We start from the raw sequence: 25,995 nt of genomic DNA on the forward strand, positions 1-25,995 counted from the left end.
GGTGGTTGCGGTTCAGCCGGGGCGCCTCTGCCGCCACCACCGCGGCGGCACCCTTACCACCACCACCGCAACGACACCTCCAGCAGCACCACCGCGGCGGCCCCGTGCGCCGGTGCCGCCGCGTGCGGCAGGAGGTGTCAGTGCACCGACCCGGTCGACTGCCCGGCGGCGGTCGCGTGCCGGTCGTAGAGCTTCATCGCCTGCAGTCCGTGGGCCAGCGATCCGCCGGCGCGGACGGCCCCGGCGACGAAGACGACCTCGGCCAGCTCCTCGGCGGTGACGCCGTGCCTCAGGGCCTGGCCGGTGTGGACGTCGAGGCAGTACGAGCACTGGGTGGTCAACGCCACGGCGATCGCGACGAGCTCGCGGTACCGGCGCGGCACGGCACCGTCCGTGCGGTCGACGGCGCCCTGGAAGGACTGCCAGGCGGCGAACTCCGCGGGGGCCAACCGGCCGACCTGGCGGGCCCGCTGGAGGTCGGACGGGTCCTGGTAGCCGTGGTCGTGCGAGTGGCTGACGGGTTCCATGCGGGTCACCTCTGAGAACCGGGCGGGACCTGCTCCCGCCGTACGGGACCAGCTCAGCAGCGGGCCCGGCGCCCCGTCCAAGACCGTTTCGATACCGCCCGGACCGATCCGATACCGCCCGGACCGATCCGATACCAGCCGGGCCGACCGATGCGGGCCGGACCGCTCCGTGACGAGTCGGACGGCTCCGATACGGTGTACGGCATGGACCTCCGCCGCCTGCGCTACTTCGTCGCCGTGGCCGAGGAACGGCACTTCGGCCGGGCGGCCGCCCGGCTGCACATGTCCCAGCCGCCGCTCAGCCAGCGCATCCGCGAACTGGAGCGGGAGCTGGACTGCCGGCTGCTGGAGCGTTCCGCGCAGGGCGTGCTCCTCACCGAGGCCGGTGCCGTGCTGCTGGCCGAGGCCCGCGAGCTGCTGGCGGCGGCCGACCGCACCCGGGAGCGGGTGAGCCGGACCGGCCGGCGGCGCACGCTCAGGGTGGGCACGGTCGCCGGCGCCGGACTGGAACTCGGCCCGCGGGCGGCCGAGCACTTCCGCCGCACGCACCCCGAGGCGGAGGTGCGGCTATGCGAGTCGGAGCTCAGCGACCCGACCGCCGGACTGCGGGCCGGCCGCGTCGACATCGCCCTGACCAGGCTCCCGTTCGACACCGCGGACCTCTCGCTCCAGCCGCTGGGGGAGGAGCCCCTGGTCGCCGCCGTACCCGCGGGCGATCCCCTGGCGGAGCACGCCGAGTTGCGGGTGGGCTCGCTGCGGGCGCGGCCCTGGATCCGGCTGCCCGAGACCGCCGACCCGGACTGGCGCGGCTACTGGCTCGGAGCGGCGGCGGGCCCGCTGCCGGGGCCCGGCTCGGCGGCGGACCGGGAACCGTCCGGTCCGGTGGTGCGCTCGGTGGCGGAGTGCCTGCACGCCGTCGTCTGGCAGGGCGCGGTCGGCATCCTGCCGGCCGGAGCGACCCACCGCCACGTCACCGAGGGCGTGGCCTACGTGCCGCTGGCCGACTACCCGCCGAGCCGCGTGGTGCTCGCCTGGCGGGAGGGCGCGGCCGACCCCGCCGTGCCCGCCTTCGTCGCGGCGGTGGTGGCGGCCGCCGCGCACTGACCGCCCGCCCCGCCGGGCAGGTCCGGGTACCCCCCCTCGTGCCGGACCGGGCACCCCCCTCGTGTCGGACCGCGCCCGGGCGTACGCTGCCGCGGTGGATGACGTTCGCTTCCGGGGTGGGGACCTCACGTTCGCGTGGCGCCGGCTGTGGCTGCCGGCGGGTCTGATCGGCGTGCAGACCGTGATCGCGACGATGCGCAACGGCGCGGAGGGGCTGGGGTGGACGGCCGCCGCGCTCGCGGTGGTGATCCCGGCGTCGGTCCTGCTGCTGAAGCGGTGCTGGACGGAGGCCGGGGAGGACGGCATCAGGATCTACCGGGGGCTGGGCCGGGTGCACGGCTACCCCTGGGGGGAGGTCCGCTGGATAGCGGTGCGCCACCAGAGCGGTGGCGGGGGCGAGATGACCTCGGTCCGGATCACCCTGGTGGACGGCCGCCGCCGGACCCTGCCGGGCCTCCAGGAGAGCACCCTCTACCCGCGGCCCGGGTTCGACGCCGACCTCGCCCGGCTCAGGGCGAGTTGGGAGCGGCACGTCGACCCGTCGTTCCGGCTCGGCCCGCCGCCGCGCGAGCCGCTGCGCCGCCGGTTGCGCGGCGTGCTGCCGGGCGTCGCGCTGCTGGTCTGCGCGCTGGTGATGCTGCCGTTCGGCGTCGTCCGGCTGCTCCACGGGCTGGACGACGCCCACCGCTACGACGCCGCGCCGCGCTGCACGGTGGCGCGCCCCGCCGATGCGGCGGGGCGCTGCCTGGCGGTGGAGGTACGGGTGGTGCGCGCGATCGAGCCGGCCGCGGACGGCTCCTCCACCACGGCCGTGACGGTGGGCCGGGACTGGGACGGCGCGGGCGAGGTACTCCGCCTCGGTGAGCTGCCGGAGGGCCTGCGGGGCCTGCACACCGGCGACGAGGTGCGGGTGACCACCGCGCTCGACGGGTCCACCGTCACCGAGCTCGCCTCCGGCGCCACCAGCGTCCCGACCGTCGACTCCCCGCACCGGGCGGTCGCCCAGGCCGAGGCGGGGCTGGTCTTCGCGGCCGCCGGGACCGCGCTGTTCGGGCTCTGGTGCGTCGCCGTCCGGCGCGCCCCGCGCGGCCGGTACCCGTGGTGGGCGCCGCTGGGCGCGGTGAGCCTGCTGCCGGTGGCGGTGATCGGCACCCGGGCGGACACCGCCGCGCTGCCGCTGGAGCCCCGGTCCTACTGGCCGGCCGTCGTGACGCTGCTGCTCGGTCTCGCCGTCGGCCACGCGGTGGTGCTCCGAGGCCGCGCGGCCCGCCGTCGCCGGGCCGTGCCGGTGGCCGCGCCCGAACCGGGCCGGGCGGGTGCCGTCCGCTGATCGTCCGCTGACCGGGCGGTGTCGCCGAGCGGCCGGCTCCGGGCCGGTGCCGCCTCGCCCCGGTCGGCGGAGCGCAGCGGGGGAGGGAGAATGGCCGACGTGACGGACACGACGCTCAACCTCTGGCGGCAGCCGCTCGACGAGGTGCCCGCCGGGGTGTGGGACCGGACCGAGCTGACGGTGCTCATCCTCGCCGACACCGGCCTGACCGAACTGCCGCCCGGGATCGGGAGGTTGCAGCGGCTGCGGACACTCGACCTCGGGCACAACCGGCTCGCCGCGGTGCCCGCCGAACTGGGCGGGCTCACCGGTCTGCGGGACTTCCTCTACCTGCACGACAACGAGCTGACCGCGCTCCCCGAGGCCCTCGGCCGGCTCACCGCGTTGCGCTACCTCAACGTGGGGGAGAACCGGCTGGCCGAACTCCCCTCCACCATCGGTGACATGGTCTCCCTGGTCGAGCTGCGTGCCCAGCAGAACCGGCTGACCACCCTGCCCGCACGCCTCGGCGGCCTGCCCGCGCTGCGCGAACTCTGGTTGCGCGACAACGCGTTGAGCGAGCTGCCGGGCACCTTCGCCGGGCTCGGTGAGCTGCGGGAGCTCGAGCTGCGGGAGAACGCCTTCACCGAGGTCCCGCCGGCTCTGGCCGGGCTGCCGCTGCTGCGCCGGCTCGACCTGCGCGGCAACCGGATCACCGAACTGCCCGACTGGCTGGCCGAACTGCCCGCGCTGGAGAAGCTGGACCTGCGGTGGAACGACGTGCGGCCGTCGCCGGAGCTGCGCGCGGCGCTCGGCGCGCGCGGCTGCGTGCTGCTGCACTGAGCCGGGCGGTCCGGCGGCCTGCGGGGAAAACGGATCACCGCTGCGGCCGGGGCCTGTTACCGTGGATCGCATGAAGCGCGCTGCACTCGCCACGACGACGCCGGAGAGAGTCCCGGCGCGCTGACTGCTGACCTAGTCCGAAGCCCCGGGGCCGAGTGCCCCGGGGCTTCGCCGTTCCCGGCACACTCGCCCGCCCCGACCGAGTGGAGGGAGACCACCCGTGAACGACCACCGCAAGCTCGGCCGCGAGCTCGACCTGTTCGACACCGACCCGTTGATGGGGTCCGGCCTGCCGTACTGGCTGCCCGACGGCGCCGCGATCCGGCACACCCTGGAGGAGTTCATCCGCGGGCGCGAGCGGCGGGCCGGCTACAGGCACGTCTACTCGCCGGCGCTCGGGAAACGCGAGTTGTACGAGATCTCCGGCCACTGGGCGCACTACCGGGAGGACATGTTCCCGCCGATGGAGCTGGGGTCGGAGCAGGTGGTGCTGCGGCCGAGCCTCTGCCCGCACCACGCGCTGATCTTCCGTTCCCGCCCGCACAGCTACCGTGAACTCCCGCTGCGGATAGCAGAGTTGGGAGACATGTACCGGGCCGAGCTGTCCGGGGTGCTGGGCGGGCTGAGCAGGGTTCGGGCGATCCGGCTGAACGACGCGCACGTCTTCTGCACCCCGGAGCAGGCCGCCGACGAGGCCGTCGCGGCGTTGGAGCTGATCCGCGAGGCGCACCGGGCGCTCGGCGTCCGGCCGGTCCGCTACCGGCTCTCCCTGCCCGGCGGGGGCGGCAAGTACGTGGCGGACCCGGCACTCTGGGAACGGGCGACCGCGCTGCTGACCGGCGTCCTGGAGCGTTCCGGCGTACCGTTCGAGGCGGTGGAGGGCGAGGCCGCGTTCTACGGGCCCAAGATCGACGTGCAGATCGCCGACGGCGCCGGGCGCGAGTCCACCCTCTCCACCGTGCAGGTCGACTTCCACCAGCCCGAGCGGTTCGGCCTGCACTACACCGGCCCGGACGGCGCCAGGCACCGCCCGGTGATGGTCCACCGCAGCGTGATCGGCAGCATCGAGCGGCTGGTCGCCCACCTGATCGAGCTGTACGGCGGCGCCTTCCCGGCCTGGCTGGCCCCGACCCAGGTGGTGCTGCTGCCGGTCTCGGAGGCCGAACTGCCGCAGGCCGCGCGGCTCCGGCAGCGCTGCCTCGACCTGGGGCTGCGCGCCGAGGTCGCGGGCCCCGAGCACGGCACCCTCGGTGCGCGGATCCGGTCGGCACGGCTGGCCCCGTACCAGGCGGTGGTCGGGGCCGGGGAGGCCGCGGACGGGCGGGTCGCCCTGCGGCTGCGGGGCGGCCGGCGGCTCGACCCGTTGCCGGCGGAGGAGGCCTGGGCCCGGATCGGCGCGCTCGTGGCGGCGTGCAGTGCGGAGCTGTGGCCGAACGGTGCGGGCCGCTGAGCCGCCGGCGGGCGGTGGTCCGGCAGCGGTGGGCATGACTGCCGTGGTGGGCATGACTGGTGGCCATACGTACGACTAGTGCGGTGCGCGGTGTGTCGGACCGGCCGGGGGCGGTGGCCGCCCGTCGAATGGGCGCGGGCGGCCGGGTCCACGGCCGCCGTCGTCCCCGCCGTCCCCCGGTCCGGACCGCTCCGGGCCGTTCCCGGAGGTTCCCATGCGCATGCCGCGTAGTCTCGCCGCCCCGGCGCTCGCCGGCTGTCTCGCCCTCGCCGGCGCCGTCGGCGCCCCGGCCGCCCAGGCGGCCTCGACCGTGCACCGCCCGCTGCCCGTACCGGACGTCCAGTACTGCGCCGCAGTCCTCGGGCACGTTCCCGGCGCCGACGGGCGCGCACCGCTGCTCGGCCGGGCCTGTGCGCCGGACTCCCGGTCCGACGCGCTCGGCGCCGCCGTCCGGACCGTGGCGCGGGACCGCTGACCCGTCCGGTGCCCCGGGCGGGCCGCGCGCCGACCCGTCCGGGGCGCCGCCGGCGTCAGTACGACTGCAGCTCGATCAGGTGTCCGTCCGGGTCCCGCAGGTGGGCGCTGCGGAGGTTCGGGCCCCACTCGGGGCGGTCGGTCGGGCCGACGACCGGGGTGCCGCCGTGGCGCAGGCAGAGGGTGAAGGCCTCGTCCACGTCGGGCACCCGGAGGGCGAGCATCGCGGCGTCCTGGGCGGGGGCGGCGGGCCGGGCGGGCAGGCCGCTGGTGCCGAGGGTGGCGGCCATCGCGGCGCGGTCGAAGAGCACCAGGACGGCCTGGTCGTCGACGTCCCAGTTGGCGTACGGGCCGTCGGGCGTGCCCTTGACCAGGGTGGCACCGGTGAGCGGTGGCAGGACGGCGCGGTAGAAGCGGAAGCACTCGGCGAAGCCGGTCACGAGCAGGCGGGGGTACAGGGCGTCCACGGTCGAAGCTCCCGGGCTCGGTGGTGGTCGGTCGGGGATCGGCGGGTCAGGAATCGATGGGCCGAGGGGATGATTAGTGGGTCGCCACCCACTATAGGGACTCACCCTAGACTTGCGCCATGACCCCCGAACCGCTCCCCGCTCCGGCACCGCTCGCCGCCCCCGGACCGCCTCCCGCTCCCGACCTGCCGCCCATGCTGCGGGACCTCGACAGCTACCTGCTCTCCCGGATCGGGCGCACCGCGCGGGCCCGCCTGGCCGAGCGGCTCGCCGGACGCGGGCTGCGGCTCTGGGACATGGCCGTGCTCGCCGCCCTCGCCGACTTCGGCCCGCAGGCCCAGCGCGACCTGGTCCGGCGGCTAGGCGTCGACCCGAGCGACCTGGCCAAGGTCGCCGACCAGCTGGCCGCCGCCGGGTACGTCGAGCGGGCCCGGGACCAGACGGACCGGCGGCGGGTGACGGTCTCCGTCACCGGGGCGGGGCGGGAGCTGCTCGCGGAACTGGACGCCGAGGCGCGCGCGGTGCAGGGCGAGGTGCTGGCGCCGCTGGACGAGTCGGAGCGGCAGACGCTGCACGGCCTGCTGCTGCGCGTCCACGAGGGGCTGGGCGGCGCGGGCAGCGGGCTGTAGGGCCGGCTGCCCGCGCCGCCCGGCGGCCGGGGCCCGGACCCCCGGCGCCGGGCGGGGCAGGCGGGGGGGGCGGGTCGGCGGGCGCCGGCGAACTCGCCCGCCCAGCGCGGGACGTCGAGGACGTTCTCGACCCGGGCGATCAGGGTCCCGGTGCGTTCCGCGTGGATCATCGCGCCGCCGCCCGCGTGGATCCCGACGTGGTGCAGCGGTGCGTCGGGGCGGGAGAAGAACAGCAGGTCCCCCGGGGCGAGGTCGGCGCGCTCCACCGGGGCGCTGCGGTGGAACTGGGCGACGGTGTAGTGCCCCAGCTCGACCGTGCCGTCGCTGGCCCGGAACCAGCAGTACTGCGACAGGCCGCTGCAGTCGAAAGCGACCGTGCTCTCCCCGAGGCACTTGCCGTCGTGGTAGCCGTTCTCGTCGTGGCAGAAGCCGAGGCTCGCGCGCTGGCGGTCGCCGCCGCCCCAGGCATAGGGCACGCCGATCTGGGCGGCGGCCACCTCGGCGACCCTGCGGCCCAGCGCGGCGGCGTCGCGGGGCGCTTCCACGCGGGGCGTACGGCCGGGTTGGGCCGCCGCCTCCGTCGCGAGCGCCGGGACGAGGCCGGCGCCCAGGGCCAGGCCCAGCACGCGGCGCCGGCCGACGCCGGCGGGCTCCTCGCGGTCGCGGTCGGGTCGTGGTGCCCCCGCGGGCGAACCGGGCTCCTCGGGTGCTCGGGGTTCCATCGCTGACTCCCTGCTCTCGTCGGCCGATCGGGCGGCGGATGCGCGACGCCCCGGACCAGACCAGGATTCCGCTTCGCCGAGTTGACCCGCCATCACCCGCAGCGGTGAACCGTGGACGCACGGGCCCCGCAGTGGCGGGAAATCCGCTGGTAAATCGATTGACGGTCATTCGGGAGGCGCCAACGATGGGCGCGAACGTTCGGTCGCGACCTCGGGAGTCCAGATGAGCAGCCCCGTCACACTGATGCGTCACCCGCGCCTCACCCCCGTCGTCGACTACGCCTACGCGGCGGTCGTCGACGCCCCGGTCCGTACGCTCTGGCTCGCCGGCGCCTGCCCCCTGGACGAGGAGGGGCGGACGGTGGCGGTGGGGGACTACGAGGGGCAGGCCCACCAGGTGATGCGCAACCTGATAGCCGTCCTGGAGGAGGCCGGCGCCGGGCTCACGGACGTCGCCCGGACGACGGTGTACGTCGCTTCGGCCGACCAGGCCGACTTGGTGAAGGTCTGGGACGTCTACCGCGCCTACCTGGGCGAGCACGACGCCCCCAGCACACTGCTGGGCGTCACCGTGCTCGGCTACGACGACCAGCTGGTGGAGGTGGAGGCCGTGGCGGTGCTGCCCTGACCGGTGCAGCGGGGCCTCAGCCGCCGAAGATCGCCTTCGGCTCGCCGGTCAGCCAGACGTTCTCGATCCGGACACGGTGCATCAGCCAGCGGTCGCCGTCGCGGAGCAGCTCGACGTCGTAGCGGTTCTTCAGCAGTGCGTGCGTGGCCGGGTCGGCGGTCAGCAGGTGCTGTGCTTCGACGAGGGCGGTGAGCCGGGCCCGGTCGCCGTCCACGGTGATCCGCGGGTTGGTGACCTGGTGGGTGGTGTTCACCCGTCCGGTGAACATGCTCAGGATCGTGTCGACGATCGGCTCCCGGCCGACCATCAGGGGCGGCTCGGCGCCCCAGGCGGCGGCCGCGGGGCGGAAGTCGAGTTCGGCGTCGGTGGTGAAGGAGGAGGCGAAGAGGTCGCGGTCCTTGAGGTCCTGGCCGAGGGCGAAGCGGAGCAGCGCGTCCAGGATCTCGGTGCGGTCGCGGAGTTCGGCGGTGACGGCGGCGAGGTCGGCGGCGGGGGCGGTGAGCGCGCGGCCGGTGGTGACGAACATGGGAACTCCTGTGGGGGTGAGCGGCCTTGGCGGGCCTCGGCGGACGGCTCCACTCTCCCCCGGGGGCGGTGGGGTGATCAACGGCGGTCCGTGCAACGATCGTGAAGGGAGACTGAACGATGAGCGGTGCTTCACGATGAAGCGCGGCTGCTGACGCCGGCGGCTGGGCGACGGGCGGTGCGTGCCGCGGCGAACGGGGGCGGGGATGCCGGAGCGGCACGAGATCGAGACCTTCCTGGTGCTGTCGGAGGAGCTGCACTTCGGGCGGACGGCCGAGCGGCTGCACGTCTCGACCGCGCGGGTCAGCCAGACCGTGCGGAAGCTCGAACGCCGGGTGGGTGCACCGCTGTTCGCCCGGACGAGCCGCCGGGTCGAGCCGACGGCGATCGGCCGGCAGCTGGCGGAGGAGCTGGGGCCGGCGTGGCGGGCGGTCGGCGCGGCCGTCCAGCGCGCCACCGACGCGGCGCACGGGCAGGCCGGGGAGCTGCGGGTGGCCTATGCAGAGCCGGCCGCCGGCCAGCTGCTGTTCGGGGTCGCCGAGCTCTTCCGCGCGCGGCTGGCGAGGTGGGAGGTGGTGCTGCGTGAGGCGCCGCTGCTGCAGCGGCTCGACCTGTTGCGGGCGGGTGAGGTGGATCTCGTGTTCGCGGAGTTCCCGCTGCTGTCACCGGAGTTGGTGATGGGGCCGGTGCTGGTCAGCGAACCCCGGATGCTCGCCGTTCCGGCGGGGCACCGGTTGGCCGAGGCGGCCTCGGTGGCGCCCGAGGACCTGCTCGGGGTCCCGTTCGTCCGGCTGCCCGCGGACCTGCCGGAGTCCTTCCGGGCGGACCGGGGACCCGGGTCCGTGCTGGGCGGCGGCGCACCGGGCGACCTGTCATCGGGTGGCGGGCCGTCGGACGCTGCGCCGGGTGGCGGGCCGTCGGGCTCGGTTGCCCCGCGTGGTGCTCCGGCTCCTCGACCGTCCGTCGGGGAGGCGTCCGCGCTCGGGCCGGTGGGCGGCACGCTGAACGAGGTGCTGATGCTGGTCGGGGCCGGGCTCGGGGTGTTCCCGGTCGGAGCGCAGACCCGGCGCTACCACGCCCGCCCGGACGTGGTGTACCGGCCGTTGGCCGGTGCGGCGCCGGTGGAGTGGGGCCTGCTCTGGCACCGTGACCGCTCCACCGCCGCCGGCCGGGCCTTCGTCCGCGCGGCCCAGGAGCTGCTGGGCGCGGGGGAGCCGGACCAGCTGTGACGCCGGGCGGTGCCGCCGGCCCGTGACAGCGGGTGACGCCGGCTGGCTGTGGAGGGCGGCGTGGGCAGCAGTGGGCGGCGGCCGAGCGCGATGCGGGCCGCCGCCCGGACGGGTCGGGCCTCTGCGGAGGTGTCAGGAGGAGGCGTTGGGGTGAGGCGTCAGGGGTGAGGCGTCAGGGGTGAGGTGTCAGGAGGAGGCGAGCAGGGCGTCCAGCTTCCGGTAGCCCTCGACCACGCCGTGCTCCATGCCGCTGGCCAGGATGGCGTCGCGGGCGGTGAGGCTGTCGACCACGGAGAGCACGGTGACGCGGGTACGGCCCTCGCCCGCGGGTTCGAAGACGGCGGTGTCCAGCGAGACGCCGTCCGGCACGCCCTCGAAGGTGAAGGTCTGGACGAGCCGGCTCGCCGGTCGGACTTCGTGGAAGGAGCCGTAGAAGGCGGCGACCTGCTGCCCCTCGCGGTGCATGGAGTAGCGGTAGTGGCCGCCGGTGCGCCCCTCCCAGGCGTCGATCTTCATGTCGAGGTCCTGGGGGCCGAGCCACTGGGTGGCCAGCTCGGGCTCGATCCAGGCGCGGAACACCCTCTCCTGCGGGGCGTCGAACTCGCGGACGATCCGGATGGTCGGCAGTGCCGGGTCCGCGTCGATCCGGGTCTCGTGGCCGGTGGCGGAGGTCATGACGGGTCTCCTTCGTGTTGCGCGGGTCGGCCGTCCCGTGCGGGCCGGTCGCTCCCTCCGGTGTGCTCGGAGTGTTCTGTCCGTTCTGTCTGTTCTGCGTGCTGCTTCCGGTCGGGGCGGGGCCCGGGGGTCTCGTCGTCGGCCATGGCCGCGAGGACGGCGTCCAGGCGGCCGAAGCGCTCCTCCGCCTGGCGGCGGTACCGCTCGATCCAGCTCGTCATCAGGTCGAACACCTGCGGCTCCAGGTGGCACGGCCGTCGCTGCGCGTCCCGGCTGCGGCTCACCAGTCCGGCCTCCTCGAGCACCTTGAGGTGCTTGGAGACGGCCTGCATGGACATCGCGTAGGACTCGGCCAGCTCGCCGACGGTGGCGTCCCGGACCGAGAGCCGGGCGACGATGTCGCGCCTGGTCGGATCGGCCAGGGCGACGAACGCCCGGGACAGCTGGTCGACGGCCACCACGCACCTCTGTTCTTCCGCAACCGATTGGTTGAGGACAACGATACCCCCGGGCTCCGGGCTATTCAACCTTTCGGTTGCGGACGAGGCTGTCGTCGCCGAACGGGAGATTGGAATACCGATCGTTCGGTTTTGTCGGTGGCGAAGGACGCTGGTGCGGCTGCCGTTTCCGGGTGCCCGGTGAAGGCTTCGCGTCTCCTGTGGAATGACCGGGGGAGGCAGGTGGGGGAGAAGGAGCCTTTGGGGTGATTCCCGGACTTCGTCTTGTCGCTCTCGGGCCACCGGTAGCTAAGATACGGGGTGTTTGGTTTTGTTTTCCGGAGCTCTGGGCGGGGTGGTTGCGGGTGGTACGGCAGGAGCGGGCGCTCCGGACGCGTCGGCTGATCCTCGAGGCGGCGGCGTCGGTCTTCGACGAGTTCGGCTACGAGGGCGCCACCATCGGCGAGGTGGTCTCGCGGGCCGGGGTGACGCGCGGCGCGGTGTACTTCCATTTCGCTTCCAAGCGGGATCTCGCCCAGGGTGTCGTGGAGGAGCAGTTCGTCCAGGACGGTGTGCCCGAACGGGTCTGCAAACTGCAGGAGTTCGTGGACACCGGGATGGTGGTGGCCTATCTGATGCCGCGTGACCCGCTGCTCAGTGCGGGGGCCCGGCTCTCGCTCGGCCAGGACGTCTTCGACGATCTCGGCGGAGGGGCGATCCCCGGGTGGATCGGACGCCTGGAGGCGCTGCTGACCGCCGCCGGGGAGCGCGGCGAGCTGCTGCCGCACATCGTGCCGGCCGACACGGCCTGGCTGGTCACGGCTGCCTGGACGGGCGTGCAGATCCAGTCGCAGAAGCTGTCCGGGCGGGCGGACCTGGAGCAGCGGGTGGCCGGGCTGTTCCAGCACCTGATGCCGAGCATCGCGGTGCCGGGCGTGCTCGGCTCGCTGCAGATGGGGCCGGACCGCGGCGCCCGGGTGGTCGCGGAGGTGGCCGCCGCCCGGGCGGCCGAGGAGGCCGGCGCAGACCCGGGCGCGGACCCGGCCGAGGAGCGCTCCGGGGTCGGGGCGGTCGTCGACGAGGTCGGCGTCCGGTGAGCTGAAGTCCATGGTGGCGCAGCCCGGTTGACCTCGGTGGGCGTCCTCCCCGCCCGCCGCGGCGCGCCGGGTCGTGCGGGGGCGGCGGGCGCGCGGGGGCGGTCGCGCGGGGGCGGCCCGATCGGTCCGGATGAAGACGTGGCGGTGCGGGACCCGAGAGGTCCGGCGCCGCCTTCGGCACGTCCGCGGCCGGTCGCTCCGGGTGTCACAGCCGTGACGCTCGGTCGATCCGGCTCGCCGTCCAGCCCCGGGCCACCCATTCCACAGAAACAAACAGCGCGTTCGGTTTTGTATTGACAAACCGCGCGTCCTGTTTTTGACTGGTGACAGTCGCCCTAGGGGTGTCGACCCGGGTGCCGGCCGCGGCGGACAGGCCTGCGGCGTTCCGTGTGATTGGGGTGGTCATCGTGGAAATTCGGGTGCTCGGGGCGCTGGACGTCCGGGTGTGCGGGGTCTCGGTGGTGCCGTCGGCACCGAAGCCGCGTCAGGTGCTGGGGTTGCTGGCCCTGCGGGCCGACCAGGTGGTGCCGGCAAGGGCGTTGGCCGACGAGCTGTGGTCCGGGCGACCGCCGCGCAGCGCGCGCACCACCGTCCAGACGTACGTGCTCCAGCTGCGCGACATGATCGACCGCGCGCTCGGGCAGGTGGGCGCGGCGGCCGGGGTCTCCTGCGCCAAGGACGTGCTGGTGACCTCGCCCGGCGGCTACATGCTCAACAGTGGCGGCGGGATGACGGACGTCCGGGAGTTCGAGCGCCTGGCCGGCATGGGCTACCGCGCCATGGACGGCGAGGACCACCCGCTGGCCGCCCGGATGCTCGCCGAGGCGCTCGGCCTGTGGCGCGGGGCGGCCTTCGCCGACGTCCCGGCCGGCGGTCAGCTGGGGGTGGAGGCGAAGCGGTTGGAGGAGACCCGGCTCTGTGCGCTGGACCAGCGGATCGAGGCGGACCTGCGGCTGGGCCGGCACCGGGTGCTGCTCGCCGAACTGACCGTACTGGTGGACCGCTACCGCACCCACGAGAGCCTGCACGGCCAGTACATGATCGCCCTGCACCGCTCCGGCCGGCGCGGCGAGGCGCTGGAGGCCTACCAGCGCCTGCGCAACACCCTGGTAAGGGAGTTGGGCATGGAGCCGTCGATCGGCCTGCGGCGGCTGCAGCGCTCGATCCTGATGACCGGGCCGGAGCGCCCGGAGCGTGAGGCGGCCGCGCCCGCCAGGGCGGAGGCGGCGGCCGGGTCGGAGCCGGCCGCCGCCCGGCTCAGTCGGGTCGGCTGAGGCTCCGCGGAGTTCGTCGCCGAAGGCGTTGCGGCACCGGGCGTCCCGCCCGGGCGAGGTCGGAACCTGCTGGTCGCTGTGAGGGGTTGTGGGTCGGGTGGTGCAGGAGAGGTCGGAACGGACGCGCGGACGGCTGGTGGAGGCGGGGGCGGAGCTGTTCGACCGTCACGGCTACGCCGGTGCGACGCTCGGCGAGATCGCCGGGGCCGCGGGGGTGACCAAGGGGGCGCTCTACTTCCACTTCGCGTCCAAGGACGAGTTGGCCAGAGCGGTGTTCCAGCAGGCCGAGTGCTCCCTGCGCAGTGCCTGCCGCGCGCTGCGCGCGACCGCCTCCCCGCTCCAGACCTTGATCGACTCGGGCTACTGGCTGGTCGACGCCCTGGGCTCGGACGCGGTGGTGCGCGCCGCGTTCCGTCTCGGCCGCGAGGGCGGTGGCTGGCAGTCCGGCCCGGCGGCCCCGGGCGCGGCCGCCGTCGGTGCGGCTGGCCCCGGTGGGGCCGCCTCCGGTGTCGCCGCCACCGGCACCACCGCCCCGGTCGAGGGGGTGCCGGGCTTCCACGGCATCTGGGCCGGCGTCGTCCGCGAACTGCTCGTCGGGGCGCGCCGCGCCGGTGAACTGCGCGACCGGCCGGGCGTCCTGGGGCCGGAGACCCTCGTGGTGGCGGCCGCCTGCGGCCTGGAGGTGGTCTTCGGCGACGGCGGCGCCGACGAGGAGCGCGCCCGCCGGGTCGGCGCCCTGTGGGAGTGGCTGCTGCCCTGCCTCGTCCCCCCGGGCGGGTCGGGCGCCTACCGGACCAGGCCGCGGGCGCCGCTGCCCGCCTGAGCCCGGCCGGGGTGCGGGCCGCGGCACCCGGCGGGCCGACGGGCCCGTCCCCCGCCCCCCGGCCCGTCACCCCGTCCCGCCCCCCGGGCGGGGCCGGTCACGCCGTGTGCAGGCGGTCCGCCAGGCCGGCGGCGGTGAACGCGGCCACCAGGTCGTCCCGGCCCTCGGTGAAGTGGGCCCAGCTGTCGTGGTGGACCGGGACCACCCGGCGGGCGCCCAGGATCCGGGCGGCCTCGGCCGCCTGCTTGCTGTCCAGGACGAGGGGCTCGCCGTCGAAGAGGACGGGGAAGCGGGGCGCCCCGGCGAAGAGGACCGCGGTGTCCACGGGGGCGAACCGTTCGGCGATCTCCCGGACGGCGTCGAGCGAGGCGTTGTCGCCGCTGACGTAGACGGTGGGCAGCCCCTCGCCGGTCAGGACGAAGCCGACGACCTGCCCGGTGACGGCCTCCACGTCCGCGCGGGCCCCCGGTCCGTGCAGGGCGGGTGCGGCGGTCACCGTGACGGTGCCGCCGCCGGGGCGGTCCAGGGTGACCGACTCCCAGTCGGCCAGGCCCCTCGCGGTGCCCCCGAGGCGCCGGCCGCCGCCGGGGGTGGTGAGGGTGAGCGGCACGTCGGCGAGCAGTGCCCGGCCGGAGTGGTCGAGGTTGTCGGCGTGCTCGTCGTGGGAGAGCAGGACCACGTCGACGCGGCCGGCGTCGGCGGGGCCGCCGGCGGCCGGGGCGGTCTTGGTCAGGACCGGGCCGCCCGGGCGCTGGTAGTCGCCCGGGGCGTCGAAGGTCGGGTCGGTGAGGAAGCGCAGGCCGCCGTACTCGAAGAGGGCGGTCGGGCCGCCGAAGAGGCGGACGGGGAACTGCTCGACGGTCGGGTCGGAAGAAGCCATGGCGAAGCACACCTCACGGATGGGAGTGGTTTATCCGTGAGAAACCGTAGCGGGCTCTCACGGATGGGCGCAACCGATACCATGAGATCCATGAGGGAGACCCAGACCGACGAAGCCGCCGTGCCACCCGCGCCGGGGGAGGAGCAGCACCCCTCCCTCGCCCTGGTCAACAGCTCCGTCACGGTGCCCGGCGGCTACGTCCTGGACCGCCTCGCCACCCCCGCGGGGACGAACCGGTGGCTCCTCGAACACGCCCTCGCCCCGGCCGACGCCGGCCTGCAGGACATGTGCGCGGGCCTGGTGCGCGCGATGCGCGAGCAGGTCAGGGCGCTGTTCGCGGCCAGAGTCGCCGGACTGCCCGCGCTCCCCGCCGCCCTGTCCGCCGTCAACGACGCCCTGATCCGGCTGCCCACGGCCCGGCTGCTCTGCTGGGACGAGGAGACCGGCCCCTACCGGGCGGCCCCGCACCCCACCGCCGCGATCGTCGAACACGCCCTCGCGGCCCTCGCCGCCGACGCCGCCGACCTGCTGACCGGCCCCGACGCCGATCGCCTCACCGCCTGCGGCTCCACCCCCTGCACCCGCTACCTGCTCCGGCACGGACGCCGCCACTGGTGCTCCACCCGCTGCGGCGACCGGGCCCGCGCGGCCCGCGCCTACGCCCGGCGCACCCGCCCCGAACAGGACTGGCTTCCGTGAGGACGGCCTACCCGCGCTGCAGCGCATCGACGGCTACCTCGGCGGCTCGATGCTGATCAGCGTCGAGGACGAACGCGGAGCGGTGGGCGGGTTGTTCGCCGACCGGGCCGCTCTGGTCGCCTCGCGCGGGGCCGCCGCCGCGACCCGGGCCCGGGGGACGGCGTCCGGCGGGCTGACCCTGCGTTCGCTGCAGGAGTTCGAGACCGTGCTGCTGGACCTCCCGCAGTCGCGCTGAGCGCCCCGCCGTCGCCTCCGGCCGGTGCTCCCCGGTCCTGGACCGTCCCCGACCGTCCCCGTCCGCTCGACCACGACCACGACCACGACCACGACCACGACCGTGCCCGAGCCGGGCCCGGCCGCACCGGAACGCCCGCCGGCGCACCGGCCGCCGCCGGAACCGCGCCGACACGCCCGTTCACCTGGGACGCAGCCGCACCCGCGGGCGCGGTGCGCGGCCGTCCGCCGCGGGGCGGGCGCAGGCCGAATGTCAGTGCGGGTCGCCATGATGTCGGTATGAAGGACGCAGCCACCACGGCTTCCCCCGCCGCCCTCGCCTCCCCGCAGGCCTACGCCGACGCCGTCGCCACCGCCGTGCGCGCCGCCGCCGCGTACTACGACGACGGCTCCACGCCGCTCGGCGACGACGAGTACGACGCCCTGGTACGGGCGATCGAGGCCTACGAGGACGCGCACCCCGCCGAGGCGCTGGCCGAGTCGCCGACCGGCAAGGTCGCCGGCGGCGCGGTCGTCGGCGACGTCCCGCACAGCGCCCCGATGCTCTCCCTCGACAACGTGTTCTCGGCCGAGGAGCTGGAGGCCTGGGCGGCAGGGCTGGAGCGCCGGCTCGGCCGTCCGGTCGCAGCCTGGTGCGTCGAGCCGAAGCTGGACGGCCTCGCCGTCGCCGCCCGCTACCGCGCCGGCCGGCTCACCCAGGTGCTCACCCGCGGTGACGGCCTGGCCGGCGAGGACATCACCGCCGCCGCCGACGCCGTGCTCGGCCTGCCGGCGCGGCTCACCGAGCCGCTGGACGTCGAGCTGCGCGGCGAGGTGCTGCTCACCCACGAGCAGTTCGAGCAGGCCAACGCCGTCCGCACCGCGCACGGCGCGACCCCCTTCGCCCACCCGCGCAGCGGCGCGGCCGGTACCCTGCGCGCCAAGGACCGCCCCTACCGGGTCGAGCTCACCTTCTTCGCCTACGACGCCCTCGGCCTTTCCGGGGCCGACGAACGCTTGGACCACGCCGAGCTGTTGGCCCGGCTGGCCGTCCTCGGCGCCAACACGGCCGCCGCCACCGACGCGGCGCCGCTCCGCTGCGCGACCCTGGCCGAGGCGCAGCAGCGGATCGACGGGATCGCCGCGCTGCGCGCCGCGCTGCCCTTCGGCATCGACGGCGTGGTGGTGAAGGCGGACGCGGTGGCCGACCAGGAGGAGGCCGGCTCCGGCTCCCGGGCCCCGCGCTGGGCGGTGGCCCGCAAGCTGCAGGCCCAGCACAAGGTGACCAGACTGCTCGGGGTGGAGTGGAACGTCGGCCGCACCGGCATCATCGCGCCGCGCGCCGTGCTCGAACCGGTGGTGATCGACGGCGTCACCGTCACCTACGCCACCCTGCACAATCCGGCCGACATCGAACGCCGCGGTCTGATGATCGGGGACGAGGTGTTCGTCTACCGGGCCGGGGACGTCATCCCGCGGGTGGAGGCGCCGCTGGTCGACCAGCGCACCGGCGCCGAGCAGCCGATCGTCTTCCCCGAGGTCTGCCCGCGCTGCGGTGACGCGATCGACACCTCCGAGCAGCGCTGGCGCTGCGTGCGCGGCCGGGCCTGCCAGGTGGTCGCCTCGGTGATCTACGCCGCCGGGCGCGACCAGCTCGACATCGAGGGCCTCGGCGGCACCCGCGCCGTCCAGCTGGTCGAGGCCGGCCTGGTCGCCGACCTCGCCGATCTCTTCACCCTCACCCGGGGCGAGCTGCTGACCCTGGAGCGGATGGGCGACACCAGCGCCGACAAGCTCCTCGCCGCCATCGAGACGGCTCGCAGCCGCCCGCTGAACCGGGTGTTCTGCGCGCTCGGCATCCGCGGCACCGGCCGCACCATGTCCCGCCGGATCGCCGCCCACTTCGGCAGCATGGCCGCGATCCGCGCCGCGGACGCCGAGGCGCTGGCCGGCGTGGACGGCATCGGGGTCGAGAAGGCCCGGGTCGTCGTCGCCGAACTCGCCGATCTGGCAGATCTGTTGGACAAGCTCGCGGACCGCGGGGTGGGCACCGAGGTCACCGCTCCGCAGGCACCCTCCCCCGTCGGCGCCGAGGAACCGGCTGCCGAGGACGGTGCAGGCACGGGCCCGCTCGCGGGCGAGGCCGTGGTCGTCACCGGCAGCATGACCGGCCCGCTCGCCACGCTGTCCCGCAACGAGATGAACGAACTCGTCGAACGCGCCGGCGGCAAGGCCTCCTCGTCCGTCTCCAAGCGCACCACCCTGCTGGTGGCGGGCGAGAAGGCCGGTTCCAAGCGGGCCAAGGCGGAGGAGCTCGGCATCCGCATCCTCACCCCCGAGGAGTTCGCCGACCAGGTCGCCCCCTACCTCCCCTGAGCCATCGGCGCCCGATACAGCCCGCCGTCCCTTTCCCCGCCGCACGGAGACGACCATGACCCGCACCACCCCGCCACGCCCCGTGGATGTGGAGGACCTCTTCCCCGAACTGGTGGCGCTGCGCCGTGAGGCCGTACGTCTCCACCCGCGGGCCGGCGAGCCGTCCCCGTCCGAGAGTTCGGTCGGTGGGCCGCTGCTGTGGCCGGCCGGCGAGCCGTGGCCGCTGTGCCCGAGCACCAGCCACCCGGAGCAGTGGGGGCAATCCGCCACACAGGGGCCGGTGCCGATGGTCCCCGTCGTCCAGATCCACCGGAAGGACGTTCCCCAGCTCGCCGCTCCCGCCGGGGCCGACCTGCTGCAGGTGCTCTGGTGCCCGTTCATCGTCGACGGCTGCCCGACGGCCACGCCCCGGGTGATCTGGCGCAGTTCCGCAGCGGTGGGCCCGGTCGTGGCCGCCGCGCCGTCGACGGTGGGCACCGCGCCCCGGGACAGCATCCCGGCACCGTGCGTCGTGCACCCCGAGCCGGTGGTCGACTACCCGAGCTGGGACATTCCGGAGGAGCTGAGCCCGGCACTGCAGGTGCGGATGGAGGAACTGGAGGCCCGCACCGGCCTGTGGTGGGGCTATCACCTGGCCGAGGCCCCGGGGATCAAGCTCGGCGGATACCCGAGCTGGACCCAGGACCCCTGTTGGCCCGACTGCCCGAGCTGCGGGCAGGCGATGGATCACCTTCTGACGGTCAGTAGTGGGGAGTACGACGGCGAGTCGTACCGTACCTGGCTTCCTCTGGAGGACCGCGACAGCGAGACCGGCGAGGAACGCGAGGACGCCACCGGAGGCCGTGGAGCCCACCGGGCGGCCCGACTGATGATCGGCGACGCGGGCGGCGTCTACGTCTTCGAGTGCCGGGCCTGCCCGGACCGTCCGGTGGCCCACCACTGGGACTGCTCGTGACCTGGCGCGCACCCGTGGCAGCCGGCGGCCGCCGCGGGTGCGCGGCCCCGCGCGGCGGCGCGTCACGATCAGTGTGTGGAACGCGTGCGGATCCGGTCCCGTGAACGGGCGGCCGAGGCCGGGAACGGAGCAGTGCGGGCCCGGGGGCGGAGCAGTGCGGGCCCGGGGAACGGCCGGTCACCCGTGGTAGTGGTGCGGTAGGGTGGCCGGTGCCGAGTACGACCGCGACTCAAGGAGGTGAGCCCCATTACCGGTATGTCCGAGCGGGTGCTCCCGGAGCGCGGCCGTGCGGGCGCCCCGCGCGCGTAGCGCGGACGCGTCGGCGCGGCACAGACCCTGGCGGGAGCCCTGACGGAGTCGTTCTCCTCCCGATCTCCCCCAAGGGGTCCTCTTGTCCGTCTTCGCCTCCGCCACCCTCCGTTCCTCGGTGATCTCCCGGCTGCGCGCCGCGGGCTGCGTGTTCGCCGAGGACGAGGCGCGGATCCTCCTCTCCGCCTCCACGACCCCGGCCGAACTGGCCGCGATGGTCAGCTCCCGGGCCGCCGGCCGGCCTCTGGAACACGTCGTCGGCTGGGCCGAGTTCGCCGGCCTGCGGATCGCCGTCCAGCCGGGCGTCTTCGTCCCGCGCCGGCGCAGCGAGTTCCTGGCCGCCACGGCCACCGGGCTCACCCGCCCGGGCGCCGTGGTCGTCGACCTGTGTTGCGGCAGCGGAGCCCTCGGGGCCGCGGTGGCGGCCGCGGCGCCGCACCCGGTGGAGCTGTACGCGGCCGACGTCGACCCGGCGGCCGTCCGCTGCGCCCGTTCCAACCTCGCCGGCGGGGCCGGGCCCGCCGGGGCGCGGGTCTTCGAGGGCGACCTGTTCGCCGCCCTGCCGGACGCCCTGCGCGGCCGGGTGGACGTGCTGCTCGCCAACGTCCCGTACGTCCCGACCGCCGACATCGCGCTGCTGCCGCCGGAGGCACGGCTGCACGAGGCGCGGCCGGCGCTGGACGGCGGAGCCGACGGCCTGGACGTGCTGCGCCGGGTCGTGGCGGAGGCCCCGGTCTGGCTCGCGGCGGGCGGGACGCTGCTGTTCGAGACCAGTGAGCGGCAGACGCCGACGGCCCTCGCGGTCGTCCGCGCGGCCGGCCTGGCGGCGGCCGACATCCGGCACGAGGACCTCGACGCGACGGTGGTCACCGCGACCCGGCGCTGACGCGGCCGTCACGGGCGCGGTTGACCGTCCCCGGCGCGGCGTCCCGGCCGGCCGGTACGGGACCGAGGGGTCAGACCCGGGAGCCGTAGACGTGGTCGACCGGGATGGTCAGCAGGACGCGGCGGTCGGCGACCATCACCGCGCGGTACTCCGCCCAGTCGGGGTGCTCGCCGGCGGCCCGACGGTAGTAGTCCACCAGCGCCTCGACCTCCGGGCCGTCGGGGTCGGTGCCGGGCCCGGTGAGGGTGGCGACGCCCTCGGCGGTGGCCCAGGTGCGGCCGTCCGGGCCGGTCACCTCGAGGCTGACCCTGGGGTCCCGGCGCAGGTTCGCGGTCTTGGCCAGGCCGTCCCGGGTGGAGACCAGGATGGCGTTGGTCTCCGGGTCGTAGTACGGCAGGACGGGCGACAGCTGGGGCCGGCCATCGGCCTTGATGGTGGCGAGGATGCCGAGCCGGCTCCGGGCGAGCAGGGCGTACGGGTCGAACGGTGTGGTCGCGGTCATGGCAGCATCATCGGCCTTCACACCGGTGTGAAGGTCAAGGCAGGGCAGGCGTGTTGCGGCCGGCGGGCCGGCGGGCAGGTTGACGGATGGACAGGTTCCGCCGCGCTGTGCCGCGCCGCGCACGCCCGCTACGCCGGCGTCGGCAGCGCGCCGCCGTCCACCCGCTCGACGCGGACGCCGGGCAACCCGCGGCACCAGGCGGCGGCGATCCGGTCGACGGCCCCGGGGCCCGGCGGCTCGGCGCCGAGGCCGATCGCCAGGCGGGTCGCCCCGTGGGCGCCCTCGAACGGTCGCGGCCAGGCGTGCAGGCCGGTGGCCCCGGTCCGTTCCAGGGCCGTCAGCAGGGCCCGGAGCCGCCCGCGCACCGCGCCGACGGTGTCCTCCGTCGCCGTGGCCTCGACGGTGACGACCGCCCAGGCCGCGTGCCGCCGGTGCAACGGTGGCACGGCGAGCAGTGAGGGCCACGGGTCGTCGCCCTCCGTCGCGAGCTCCCAGGCGCGGTAGAGCTCCTCGGTGAGCAGCTCCCGGGCGTCCGGGCCGACCTGGGTGGTGCAGCTCCGGACCGGCGCGGAGGGCGTGAACACCGCCACCGGCTCGCCCTGGTGGGCCGTCACGGTGCCGTGCAGGCTGACCGGCTCCCGCCAGTCCCAGGCCGCCCAGGTCTCGGCGAAGCGCCGGAACAGGTCCTCCTCGGCGACGTCGTCGGCACTCAGGACCGTCCGGGCGGCCAGCACCGTCCAGGCCAGTGAGGGCAGTTGGCCGAACGGCGCGGAGTCCAGACCGCGCGCCCGGGCCCAGGCCTTGACCTCCCGGGCCAGCCTGACGAACCGCCCGTGCCGGTCGCCGACCGCCGCCAGCACGGCCTCGGCGTCCCCGACCGCGCTCAGCGCGACCGCGGCCTCCGCACCCAGCTCCGCACGGCGCCCGACCGCGTCGCCCGGGGCGAGCGACCCGCAGTGGACCACGACGAGGTCCACGTCCAGCCCCTCGGCGGTGAACCGCAGCCCCGGTACCCTGGCCCCGCGCACCGCGCGGACCCGCCGGGCGCCGGGCAGCGCCGCCGTGACCCGGGCACGCAGCCCGGCCGGATCGGCGGCCCCCGGCAGCACCGCGACCAGGTCCAGATCGGCGCCGTCCAGCTGGCAGCCCATCCGCCGGGACCCGACGGTGTGGACGACCCCGTCGGGCAGGGCCGCCGCGATCCGCTCCGCGACGGCCCGGGCCGCCGCCTCCTCCGCGCGGCGCCGGGCCCCGGGCTGCGGAGCGGTCTCCGCCCCTGCCGTACCGTGCCCGGCGACCTCGTGCGCCGCGCCCCCGTGCCCGGTGGCCGTCCGCTGCTCGGCCAGCCACCGCACCTCGCCGGTGCCCAGCGCGACCACCGCGCGCGGACGCATCGGCTCACCGCCCCGGCGGGACAGCACCACCAGTTCGCCCACCCGGGCCGTGACGGAATCGAGCAGCGCCGCGCAGTCGGCGGCGGCCTGCTGCGGATCGGCGCTGCGCCCGAGCGTCAGGTGCGGGGTGAAGCCCTCCGCCCGGCCGCGGCAGCGCGGGAAGCGCCGTTCCAGGGCGTGCCGCAGCGCGGCCCAGGGCGCGGGGGAGGAGGCCGCCGGGTCCAGCCACAGGGTGGCGTCCTCGCGGTGTCCGAAGGTGTGCACGCCGTCCAGCCGGGCGGTGAACGGCGCCTGCTCGGCGGCGGCCGCGCCCAGCAGGGGCAGCGCCCGGTCCAAGGCGGACTCCGGGACGAAGCCGAACAGCAGGTTGACGTGCGGCGGCCAGCGCCGCAGCTGAGGGTCGTACCGGCCGCGCACGCGCTGGATCGGGGGCCACAGCTCCTCGGGCGGGATCCAGGCGACGGCGGTGCGGGCGGTCGGCGCCACGTCGAGCAGCGCAGCCGCCCCGGTCCCGGCCAGGTCGAGGTCCACCAGCACGCCGTAGTGGTCGGACGGGTACAGCCCCGAGGCGTCCGGCCGGTCGCCGAGCAGGGCCGCGGCCGCCACCCGGGCCCGCTCGGTGCGGTGCAGGACGCGGTCCAGCCGGGCGGCCCGGCCGCTGAGCGAGGAGACCGCGGCCAGCGGGTTGGCGGTCGGGTCGAAGGTGGCGGTCGCGTCGGCAGGCCCGTGCACCTGCGTCCAGGCGTCCCGCAGGCCGAGCGCGGCGGCCGGGCCCTCGGCGCCGGAGCGGCCGTCGTTGAAGTCCCCGAGCAGCAGCAGGTCGCCCTGGACGCCGGCCAGGCCCTCGGCGAGTTCGGCCAGTTCGGCCTCCCGGCGGGCCGGGCCGCCCGCGGTGTGGTCGCTGGTCAGGTGGACGGCGGCGACGGTCAGCGGTGCGTCGGCGGCGCCCAGCGTGACGGCGGTGACGGCCTTGTGCGGGCCCAGCACGTGCCGGCCCGCCTCCAGCACCGGCAGCCGGCTGAGCAGCAGCAGCCCGTAAGCATCGACGTCGGGACCGAGCGGGTCGGTGCCGAGGGTGTAGCCGGCCCGTACCCAGGGGGCGTCCAGCAACAGGGCGACCAGGGCCGGTTCGACCTCCTGCAGCGCGATGACGTCCGCGTCCGCCGCCTCCAGCGCGGCGAGCAGCAGCGGCCGTCGCCGGGCGGTGTCGATCCGGTCGGCGTCGTAGCGGTCCCACAGGGTGTTCCAGGTGACCACCCGCACGGGGGCGGCGCCGGTGGTGTCGCCGGTGTCGCCGCCGCCGCTGTCGCCGTGGGTGGTGCCGGAGGCCGGTTCGGCGGGCCGCCAGCCGCCGTCCGGCCGCCAGTCGTACGGGGTGAGGGCGGTGAAGAACGGTGCCGGAAGGCGGCGCGGCGCGGTGCGCCGGCCGGCCGCGGTGCTGTCCAGGACGTCCACGCCCGAGTCGCGGTCCCAGACCCGGACGCCGTCGGCCTCGACGAAGCGCACCCGGTGCCAGGGGATGTCGCCCGCGTCGGCGAAGGCCTCCAGCGGGACGAGCTCGGTGCGGTCGTCGCGCTGGCGCACGCCCACCGAGAACCGTGCGGGGTCGAAGCGGGAGTCCCAGCGGACCCGCTGACAGACCTGTTCGATGGGGCGCATCAGTCGTCCTCTCCGTCGAGGGTGCCGGCCGTGTCCTCCACGGTGCCACTCGGGCCGACGTACCAGGTGCGGTGGGCCTGGCCGGGGTAGGGCGGGCTGAACCGGCGCAGCTGGGCCGCGAGCACCTCCGGCGGCACCGGGTGCGGCCGGGCGGCGTTGCGGCGCGCCAGCTCGGCCTCGTCGACCAGCAGCACCACCTGGGTGACCAGGGCGTCGCGGCGCTGCGCCACGGCGTGCACGGCCGCGCGCTGGTGCCGGTTGAGCGAGGTGGCGTCCCAGACGACGGTGGCCGGGCGGGCCGGGTCGGCCGGGTCGGCCAGGTCGCTCGGATGGGCGGGGTCGGGCCGGGCGAGGGCGGCGTCCAGCCGGTCCAGGCCCTCCCGGAGCACGGCGGCGTTGTCGCGCTGGTCCGCGCGGGAGCCGCGGGCCTCGCGCAGGTCGTCCAGCGAGATCCGGGCGCCGACCCCGGGCAGGGCGGCCGCGAAGGTGCTCTTGCCGCTGCCCGCCGGGCCGGCGAGGTGCACCAGCCGCGGGAAGCGGCCGTCCCGCCACCGCCAGGCGGCCGCCACGGCCTCCTCGACGGTGTGGATCCGGCCCAGCGCGTACGCCTCACGGGCCTGCGCCCAGCAGCGGTCGGCGGCGTCCCGGTCGAGGCCCGCGAGCGCCTCGCGCAGGCCCTCCCGCAGCGGGCGCAGCGGCGCCTCGGCGAGCAGCCCGGCGTCCTCGGCGTGCAGCGCGGACCAGGCCACCTGGTCGCGTTCCGACGCTCCGGGCGCGGCCGTCGCGGCGACGGCGTGCAGGACGCCGAGGTCGGCGGCGCAGGAGAGCCGGACCAGCCCGGTGCGGCGGTCCTCGTCCGGATAGGGCTGCTGCAGGCCGGGGTGCAGTCCGACCAGGTCGGCGACCCGCCGGGCCAGCGGCAGGCCGAGCACACCGGCCAGCCGGGGTGCCAGGCCCTCCCGGCGGGCCGCGCCCAGCGCGGTGGCGAGCACTCCGGCCAGTCGAGCGTCCCCGCCGCGGCCGAGCTCGTCCAGCCGGGCGGACACCTCGGCCAACCGGTCGGCGGTGGCGGGCAGTCCGGCCTCGCGTGGTCCGTCCTCGAGCAGTCCCGCCCCGAGCAGGCCGTCCTCGCGCAGTCCGTCCTCGGGTAGCCGCAGTGCGGCGGCCAGTGCGGGGAGTTCCGGCAGCGCCCCGGAGCGCACCGACCAGAGGGCGGCGCCCGGGCCCAGCCCGTTCTCCACGACGGCGGCGTGCATCCAGTGCGTGTCGGTCCGCACGTGCTGCGGCCGCACCCACTTGGCGACCCGCCGCCCGAACTCCGCCCGGGGGAAGCCCGCGGTGGTCCGCACCACGTAGCCCTCCTGGCGGTCGAGGTCCAACCGCAGCGCCCGCAGGGCCCGTTCGTCGTACCGGCCGCGCCAGAGCACCCGCGGTGCCGGCACGCCGAGGCGGCGCAGGAAGCGGACGGTGTCGTCCCAGCCGAGGCAGACGTCCCGGTCGGTCCAGACCGAGAAGCCGTGGAACCAGCTCTCCAGGTCGGTGTACGGGATCGAGTGCCGGGCGAACAGGTTCTCCCCGCAGATCCGCCAGCCGGCCGGGATCCGCGGGCCGATCCGGCCCTGCAGGCCCTTCACCCAGGCACGGGAGGGGTGGTGCGCCGAGTCCAGCGAACGGGCGTGCAGGCCGTCCCGGTAGAGCGTGGTGTTCTCGCCGTCGAGCTTCTCGGTGACGACGACCTCCGCGCCCGTCAGCCCGGAGAGGTCGCCGCTGCGGACGTCGTCCGCCGCCGCCCCCGGGGACCAGGGCAGGTGCGGCGTCCGAGGGTAGTGCACGCGCATGCCCGGCTCCTTGGAAGGTGGTTGATCCGCCGACACTGTAGGAGCGGGGGAGAACGCCCGGCCACCGATTA

Annotated in this window: 25 protein-coding genes and 1 pseudogene; 16 read left to right on the top strand and 10 right to left on the bottom strand. The window is 75.8% G+C overall.

All coding sequences use genetic code 11. The annotated features are described in order from the left end of the window. Positions 1–137 precede the first annotated feature (137 nt). Positions 138–527: a carboxymuconolactone decarboxylase family protein gene (locus tag ACIRS1_RS28565; protein WP_402844849.1), complete on the bottom strand. Its 390-nt coding sequence runs from the start codon at positions 525–527 to the stop codon at positions 138–140. A gap of 204 nt (positions 528–731) precedes the next feature. Here ACIRS1_RS28565 and ACIRS1_RS28570 point away from each other — a divergent pair, with 204 nt between their 5' ends. The 5 genes from ACIRS1_RS28570 to ACIRS1_RS28590 all read left to right on the top strand — a co-directional run bounded on the left by ACIRS1_RS28570 (position 732) and on the right by ACIRS1_RS28590 (position 5,708). Beyond that, on the top strand, positions 732–1,631 hold the full coding sequence (locus ACIRS1_RS28570) for a LysR substrate-binding domain-containing protein (protein WP_360219034.1): 900 nt from the start codon (positions 732–734) through the stop codon (positions 1,629–1,631). 94 nt (positions 1,632–1,725) lie between these two features. Next, positions 1,726–2,961 carry a hypothetical protein gene (locus ACIRS1_RS28575; protein WP_402844850.1) on the top strand — a complete coding sequence of 412 codons (1,236 nt, stop codon included), beginning with the start codon at positions 1,726–1,728 and terminating at the stop codon, positions 2,959–2,961. A gap of 90 nt (positions 2,962–3,051) precedes the next feature. Next, entirely contained in the window at positions 3,052–3,783 is a 732-nt protein-coding gene (locus ACIRS1_RS28580; RefSeq protein WP_402844852.1) for a leucine-rich repeat domain-containing protein, read from the top strand. Positions 3,784–4,003: 220 nt separating this feature from the next. Then, the gene (gene thrS / locus ACIRS1_RS28585; protein WP_402844853.1) at positions 4,004–5,233 is read left to right on the top strand and encodes a threonine--tRNA ligase; all 1,230 of its coding nucleotides are present in this window, start codon (positions 4,004–4,006) and stop codon (positions 5,231–5,233) included. 220 nt (positions 5,234–5,453) lie between these two features. Beyond that, on the top strand, positions 5,454–5,708 hold the full coding sequence (locus ACIRS1_RS28590) for a hypothetical protein (protein WP_360219022.1): 255 nt from the start codon (positions 5,454–5,456) through the stop codon (positions 5,706–5,708). 55 nt (positions 5,709–5,763) lie between these two features. On the opposite strand, the gene ACIRS1_RS28595 is transcribed toward ACIRS1_RS28590, so the two are convergent. Further along, the gene (locus ACIRS1_RS28595) at positions 5,764–6,174 is read right to left on the bottom strand and encodes a VOC family protein (protein ID WP_402844855.1); all 411 of its coding nucleotides are present in this window, start codon (positions 6,172–6,174) and stop codon (positions 5,764–5,766) included. A gap of 119 nt (positions 6,175–6,293) precedes the next feature. Here ACIRS1_RS28595 and ACIRS1_RS28600 point away from each other — a divergent pair, with 119 nt between their 5' ends. Further along, positions 6,294–6,803 carry a MarR family winged helix-turn-helix transcriptional regulator gene (locus tag ACIRS1_RS28600; protein WP_402844857.1) on the top strand — a complete coding sequence of 170 codons (510 nt, stop codon included), beginning with the start codon at positions 6,294–6,296 and terminating at the stop codon, positions 6,801–6,803. Between the two features lie 149 nt (positions 6,804–6,952). Here the strand turns inward: ACIRS1_RS28600 and ACIRS1_RS28605 are convergent. Further along, a pseudogene (locus tag ACIRS1_RS28605) lies at positions 6,953–7,618 on the bottom strand (C40 family peptidase); the annotation flags it as partial. Between the two features lie 130 nt (positions 7,619–7,748). Here ACIRS1_RS28605 and ACIRS1_RS28610 point away from each other — a divergent pair. Next, complete coding sequence (locus ACIRS1_RS28610) at positions 7,749–8,153, top strand: RidA family protein (protein ID WP_402844859.1); 405 nt, start codon at positions 7,749–7,751, stop codon at positions 8,151–8,153. A gap of 16 nt (positions 8,154–8,169) precedes the next feature. Here the strand turns inward: ACIRS1_RS28610 and ACIRS1_RS28615 are convergent, their stop codons facing one another. After that, the gene (locus ACIRS1_RS28615) at positions 8,170–8,679 is read right to left on the bottom strand and encodes a nuclear transport factor 2 family protein (RefSeq protein WP_360223285.1); all 510 of its coding nucleotides are present in this window, start codon (positions 8,677–8,679) and stop codon (positions 8,170–8,172) included. Between the two features lie 205 nt (positions 8,680–8,884). On the opposite strand from ACIRS1_RS28615, the gene ACIRS1_RS28620 reads away from it, so the two are divergent. Next, a complete protein-coding gene (locus ACIRS1_RS28620) occupies positions 8,885–9,907 on the top strand; it encodes a LysR substrate-binding domain-containing protein (RefSeq protein WP_402844861.1) in 1,023 nt (340 codons plus the stop codon). Between the two features lie 186 nt (positions 9,908–10,093). Here the strand turns inward: ACIRS1_RS28620 and ACIRS1_RS28625 are convergent, their stop codons facing one another. Together ACIRS1_RS28625 and ACIRS1_RS28630 are read right to left on the bottom strand one after the other, a co-directional pair. Then, a complete protein-coding gene (locus tag ACIRS1_RS28625; RefSeq protein ID WP_402844863.1) occupies positions 10,094–10,582 on the bottom strand; it encodes an SRPBCC family protein in 489 nt (162 codons plus the stop codon). Beyond that, complete coding sequence (locus ACIRS1_RS28630) at positions 10,579–11,040, bottom strand: ArsR/SmtB family transcription factor (protein WP_402844865.1); 462 nt, start codon at positions 11,038–11,040, stop codon at positions 10,579–10,581. Before ACIRS1_RS28630 ends, ACIRS1_RS28625 begins: the two co-directional genes overlap by 4 nt. Before the next feature lie 344 nt (positions 11,041–11,384). On the opposite strand from ACIRS1_RS28630, the gene ACIRS1_RS28635 reads away from it, so the two are divergent. The 3 genes from ACIRS1_RS28635 to ACIRS1_RS28645 all read left to right on the top strand — a co-directional run bounded on the left by ACIRS1_RS28635 (position 11,385) and on the right by ACIRS1_RS28645 (position 14,213). Next, the gene (locus ACIRS1_RS28635) at positions 11,385–12,116 is read left to right on the top strand and encodes a ScbR family autoregulator-binding transcription factor (RefSeq protein ID WP_360223297.1); all 732 of its coding nucleotides are present in this window, start codon (positions 11,385–11,387) and stop codon (positions 12,114–12,116) included. A 407-nt stretch (positions 12,117–12,523) separates the two neighbouring features. Then, positions 12,524–13,390: an AfsR/SARP family transcriptional regulator gene (locus tag ACIRS1_RS28640; RefSeq protein ID WP_363365654.1), complete on the top strand. Its 867-nt coding sequence runs from the start codon at positions 12,524–12,526 to the stop codon at positions 13,388–13,390. 97 nt (positions 13,391–13,487) lie between these two features. Continuing rightward, positions 13,488–14,213 (top strand): TetR family transcriptional regulator, encoded by a 726-nt coding sequence (locus ACIRS1_RS28645; RefSeq protein WP_402844867.1) that lies wholly within the window; start codon positions 13,488–13,490, stop codon positions 14,211–14,213. Positions 14,214–14,310: 97 nt separating this feature from the next. On the opposite strand, the gene ACIRS1_RS28650 is transcribed toward ACIRS1_RS28645, so the two are convergent. After that, positions 14,311–15,093 carry an MBL fold metallo-hydrolase gene (locus ACIRS1_RS28650; RefSeq protein WP_402844869.1) on the bottom strand — a complete coding sequence of 261 codons (783 nt, stop codon included), beginning with the start codon at positions 15,091–15,093 and terminating at the stop codon, positions 14,311–14,313. A 90-nt stretch (positions 15,094–15,183) separates the two neighbouring features. Between ACIRS1_RS28650 and ACIRS1_RS28655 the strand changes: the two genes are divergently transcribed. From ACIRS1_RS28655 to ACIRS1_RS28675, 5 genes are all read left to right on the top strand, one after another. Further along, a complete protein-coding gene (locus tag ACIRS1_RS28655; RefSeq protein ID WP_402844871.1) occupies positions 15,184–15,792 on the top strand; it encodes a CGNR zinc finger domain-containing protein in 609 nt (202 codons plus the stop codon). A gap of 49 nt (positions 15,793–15,841) precedes the next feature. Continuing rightward, positions 15,842–16,027, top strand: a complete 186-nt coding sequence (locus tag ACIRS1_RS28660) for a hypothetical protein (protein WP_402844872.1) — start codon at positions 15,842–15,844, stop codon at positions 16,025–16,027. A gap of 278 nt (positions 16,028–16,305) precedes the next feature. Beyond that, a complete protein-coding gene (gene ligA / locus ACIRS1_RS28665; RefSeq protein ID WP_402844874.1) occupies positions 16,306–18,381 on the top strand; it encodes an NAD-dependent DNA ligase LigA in 2,076 nt (691 codons plus the stop codon). 55 nt (positions 18,382–18,436) lie between these two features. Beyond that, positions 18,437–19,336, top strand: a complete 900-nt coding sequence (locus ACIRS1_RS28670) for a DUF1963 domain-containing protein (protein WP_402844876.1) — start codon at positions 18,437–18,439, stop codon at positions 19,334–19,336. Positions 19,337–19,727: 391 nt separating this feature from the next. Then, positions 19,728–20,531, top strand: coding sequence for a putative protein N(5)-glutamine methyltransferase (locus ACIRS1_RS28675; protein WP_402844877.1), 804 nt, complete (start codon positions 19,728–19,730; stop codon positions 20,529–20,531). A 70-nt stretch (positions 20,532–20,601) separates the two neighbouring features. On the opposite strand, the gene ACIRS1_RS28680 is transcribed toward ACIRS1_RS28675, so the two are convergent. The 3 genes from ACIRS1_RS28680 to ACIRS1_RS28690 form a co-directional block, all read right to left on the bottom strand. Beyond that, entirely contained in the window at positions 20,602–21,033 is a 432-nt protein-coding gene (locus tag ACIRS1_RS28680) for a PPOX class F420-dependent oxidoreductase (protein ID WP_360221738.1), read from the bottom strand. A gap of 128 nt (positions 21,034–21,161) precedes the next feature. Next, the gene (locus tag ACIRS1_RS28685; protein WP_402844879.1) at positions 21,162–24,086 is read right to left on the bottom strand and encodes an RNA repair domain-containing protein; all 2,925 of its coding nucleotides are present in this window, start codon (positions 24,084–24,086) and stop codon (positions 21,162–21,164) included. After that, entirely contained in the window at positions 24,086–25,924 is a 1,839-nt protein-coding gene (locus tag ACIRS1_RS28690; RefSeq protein ID WP_402844880.1) for an RNA ligase family protein, read from the bottom strand. Before ACIRS1_RS28690 ends, ACIRS1_RS28685 begins: the two co-directional genes overlap by 1 nt. Between the last annotated feature and the right edge of the window lie 71 nt (positions 25,925–25,995).

It is taken from the genome of Kitasatospora sp. NPDC101176 (assembly GCF_044768035.1).
Classification (GTDB): domain Bacteria; phylum Actinomycetota; class Actinomycetes; order Streptomycetales; family Streptomycetaceae; genus Kitasatospora.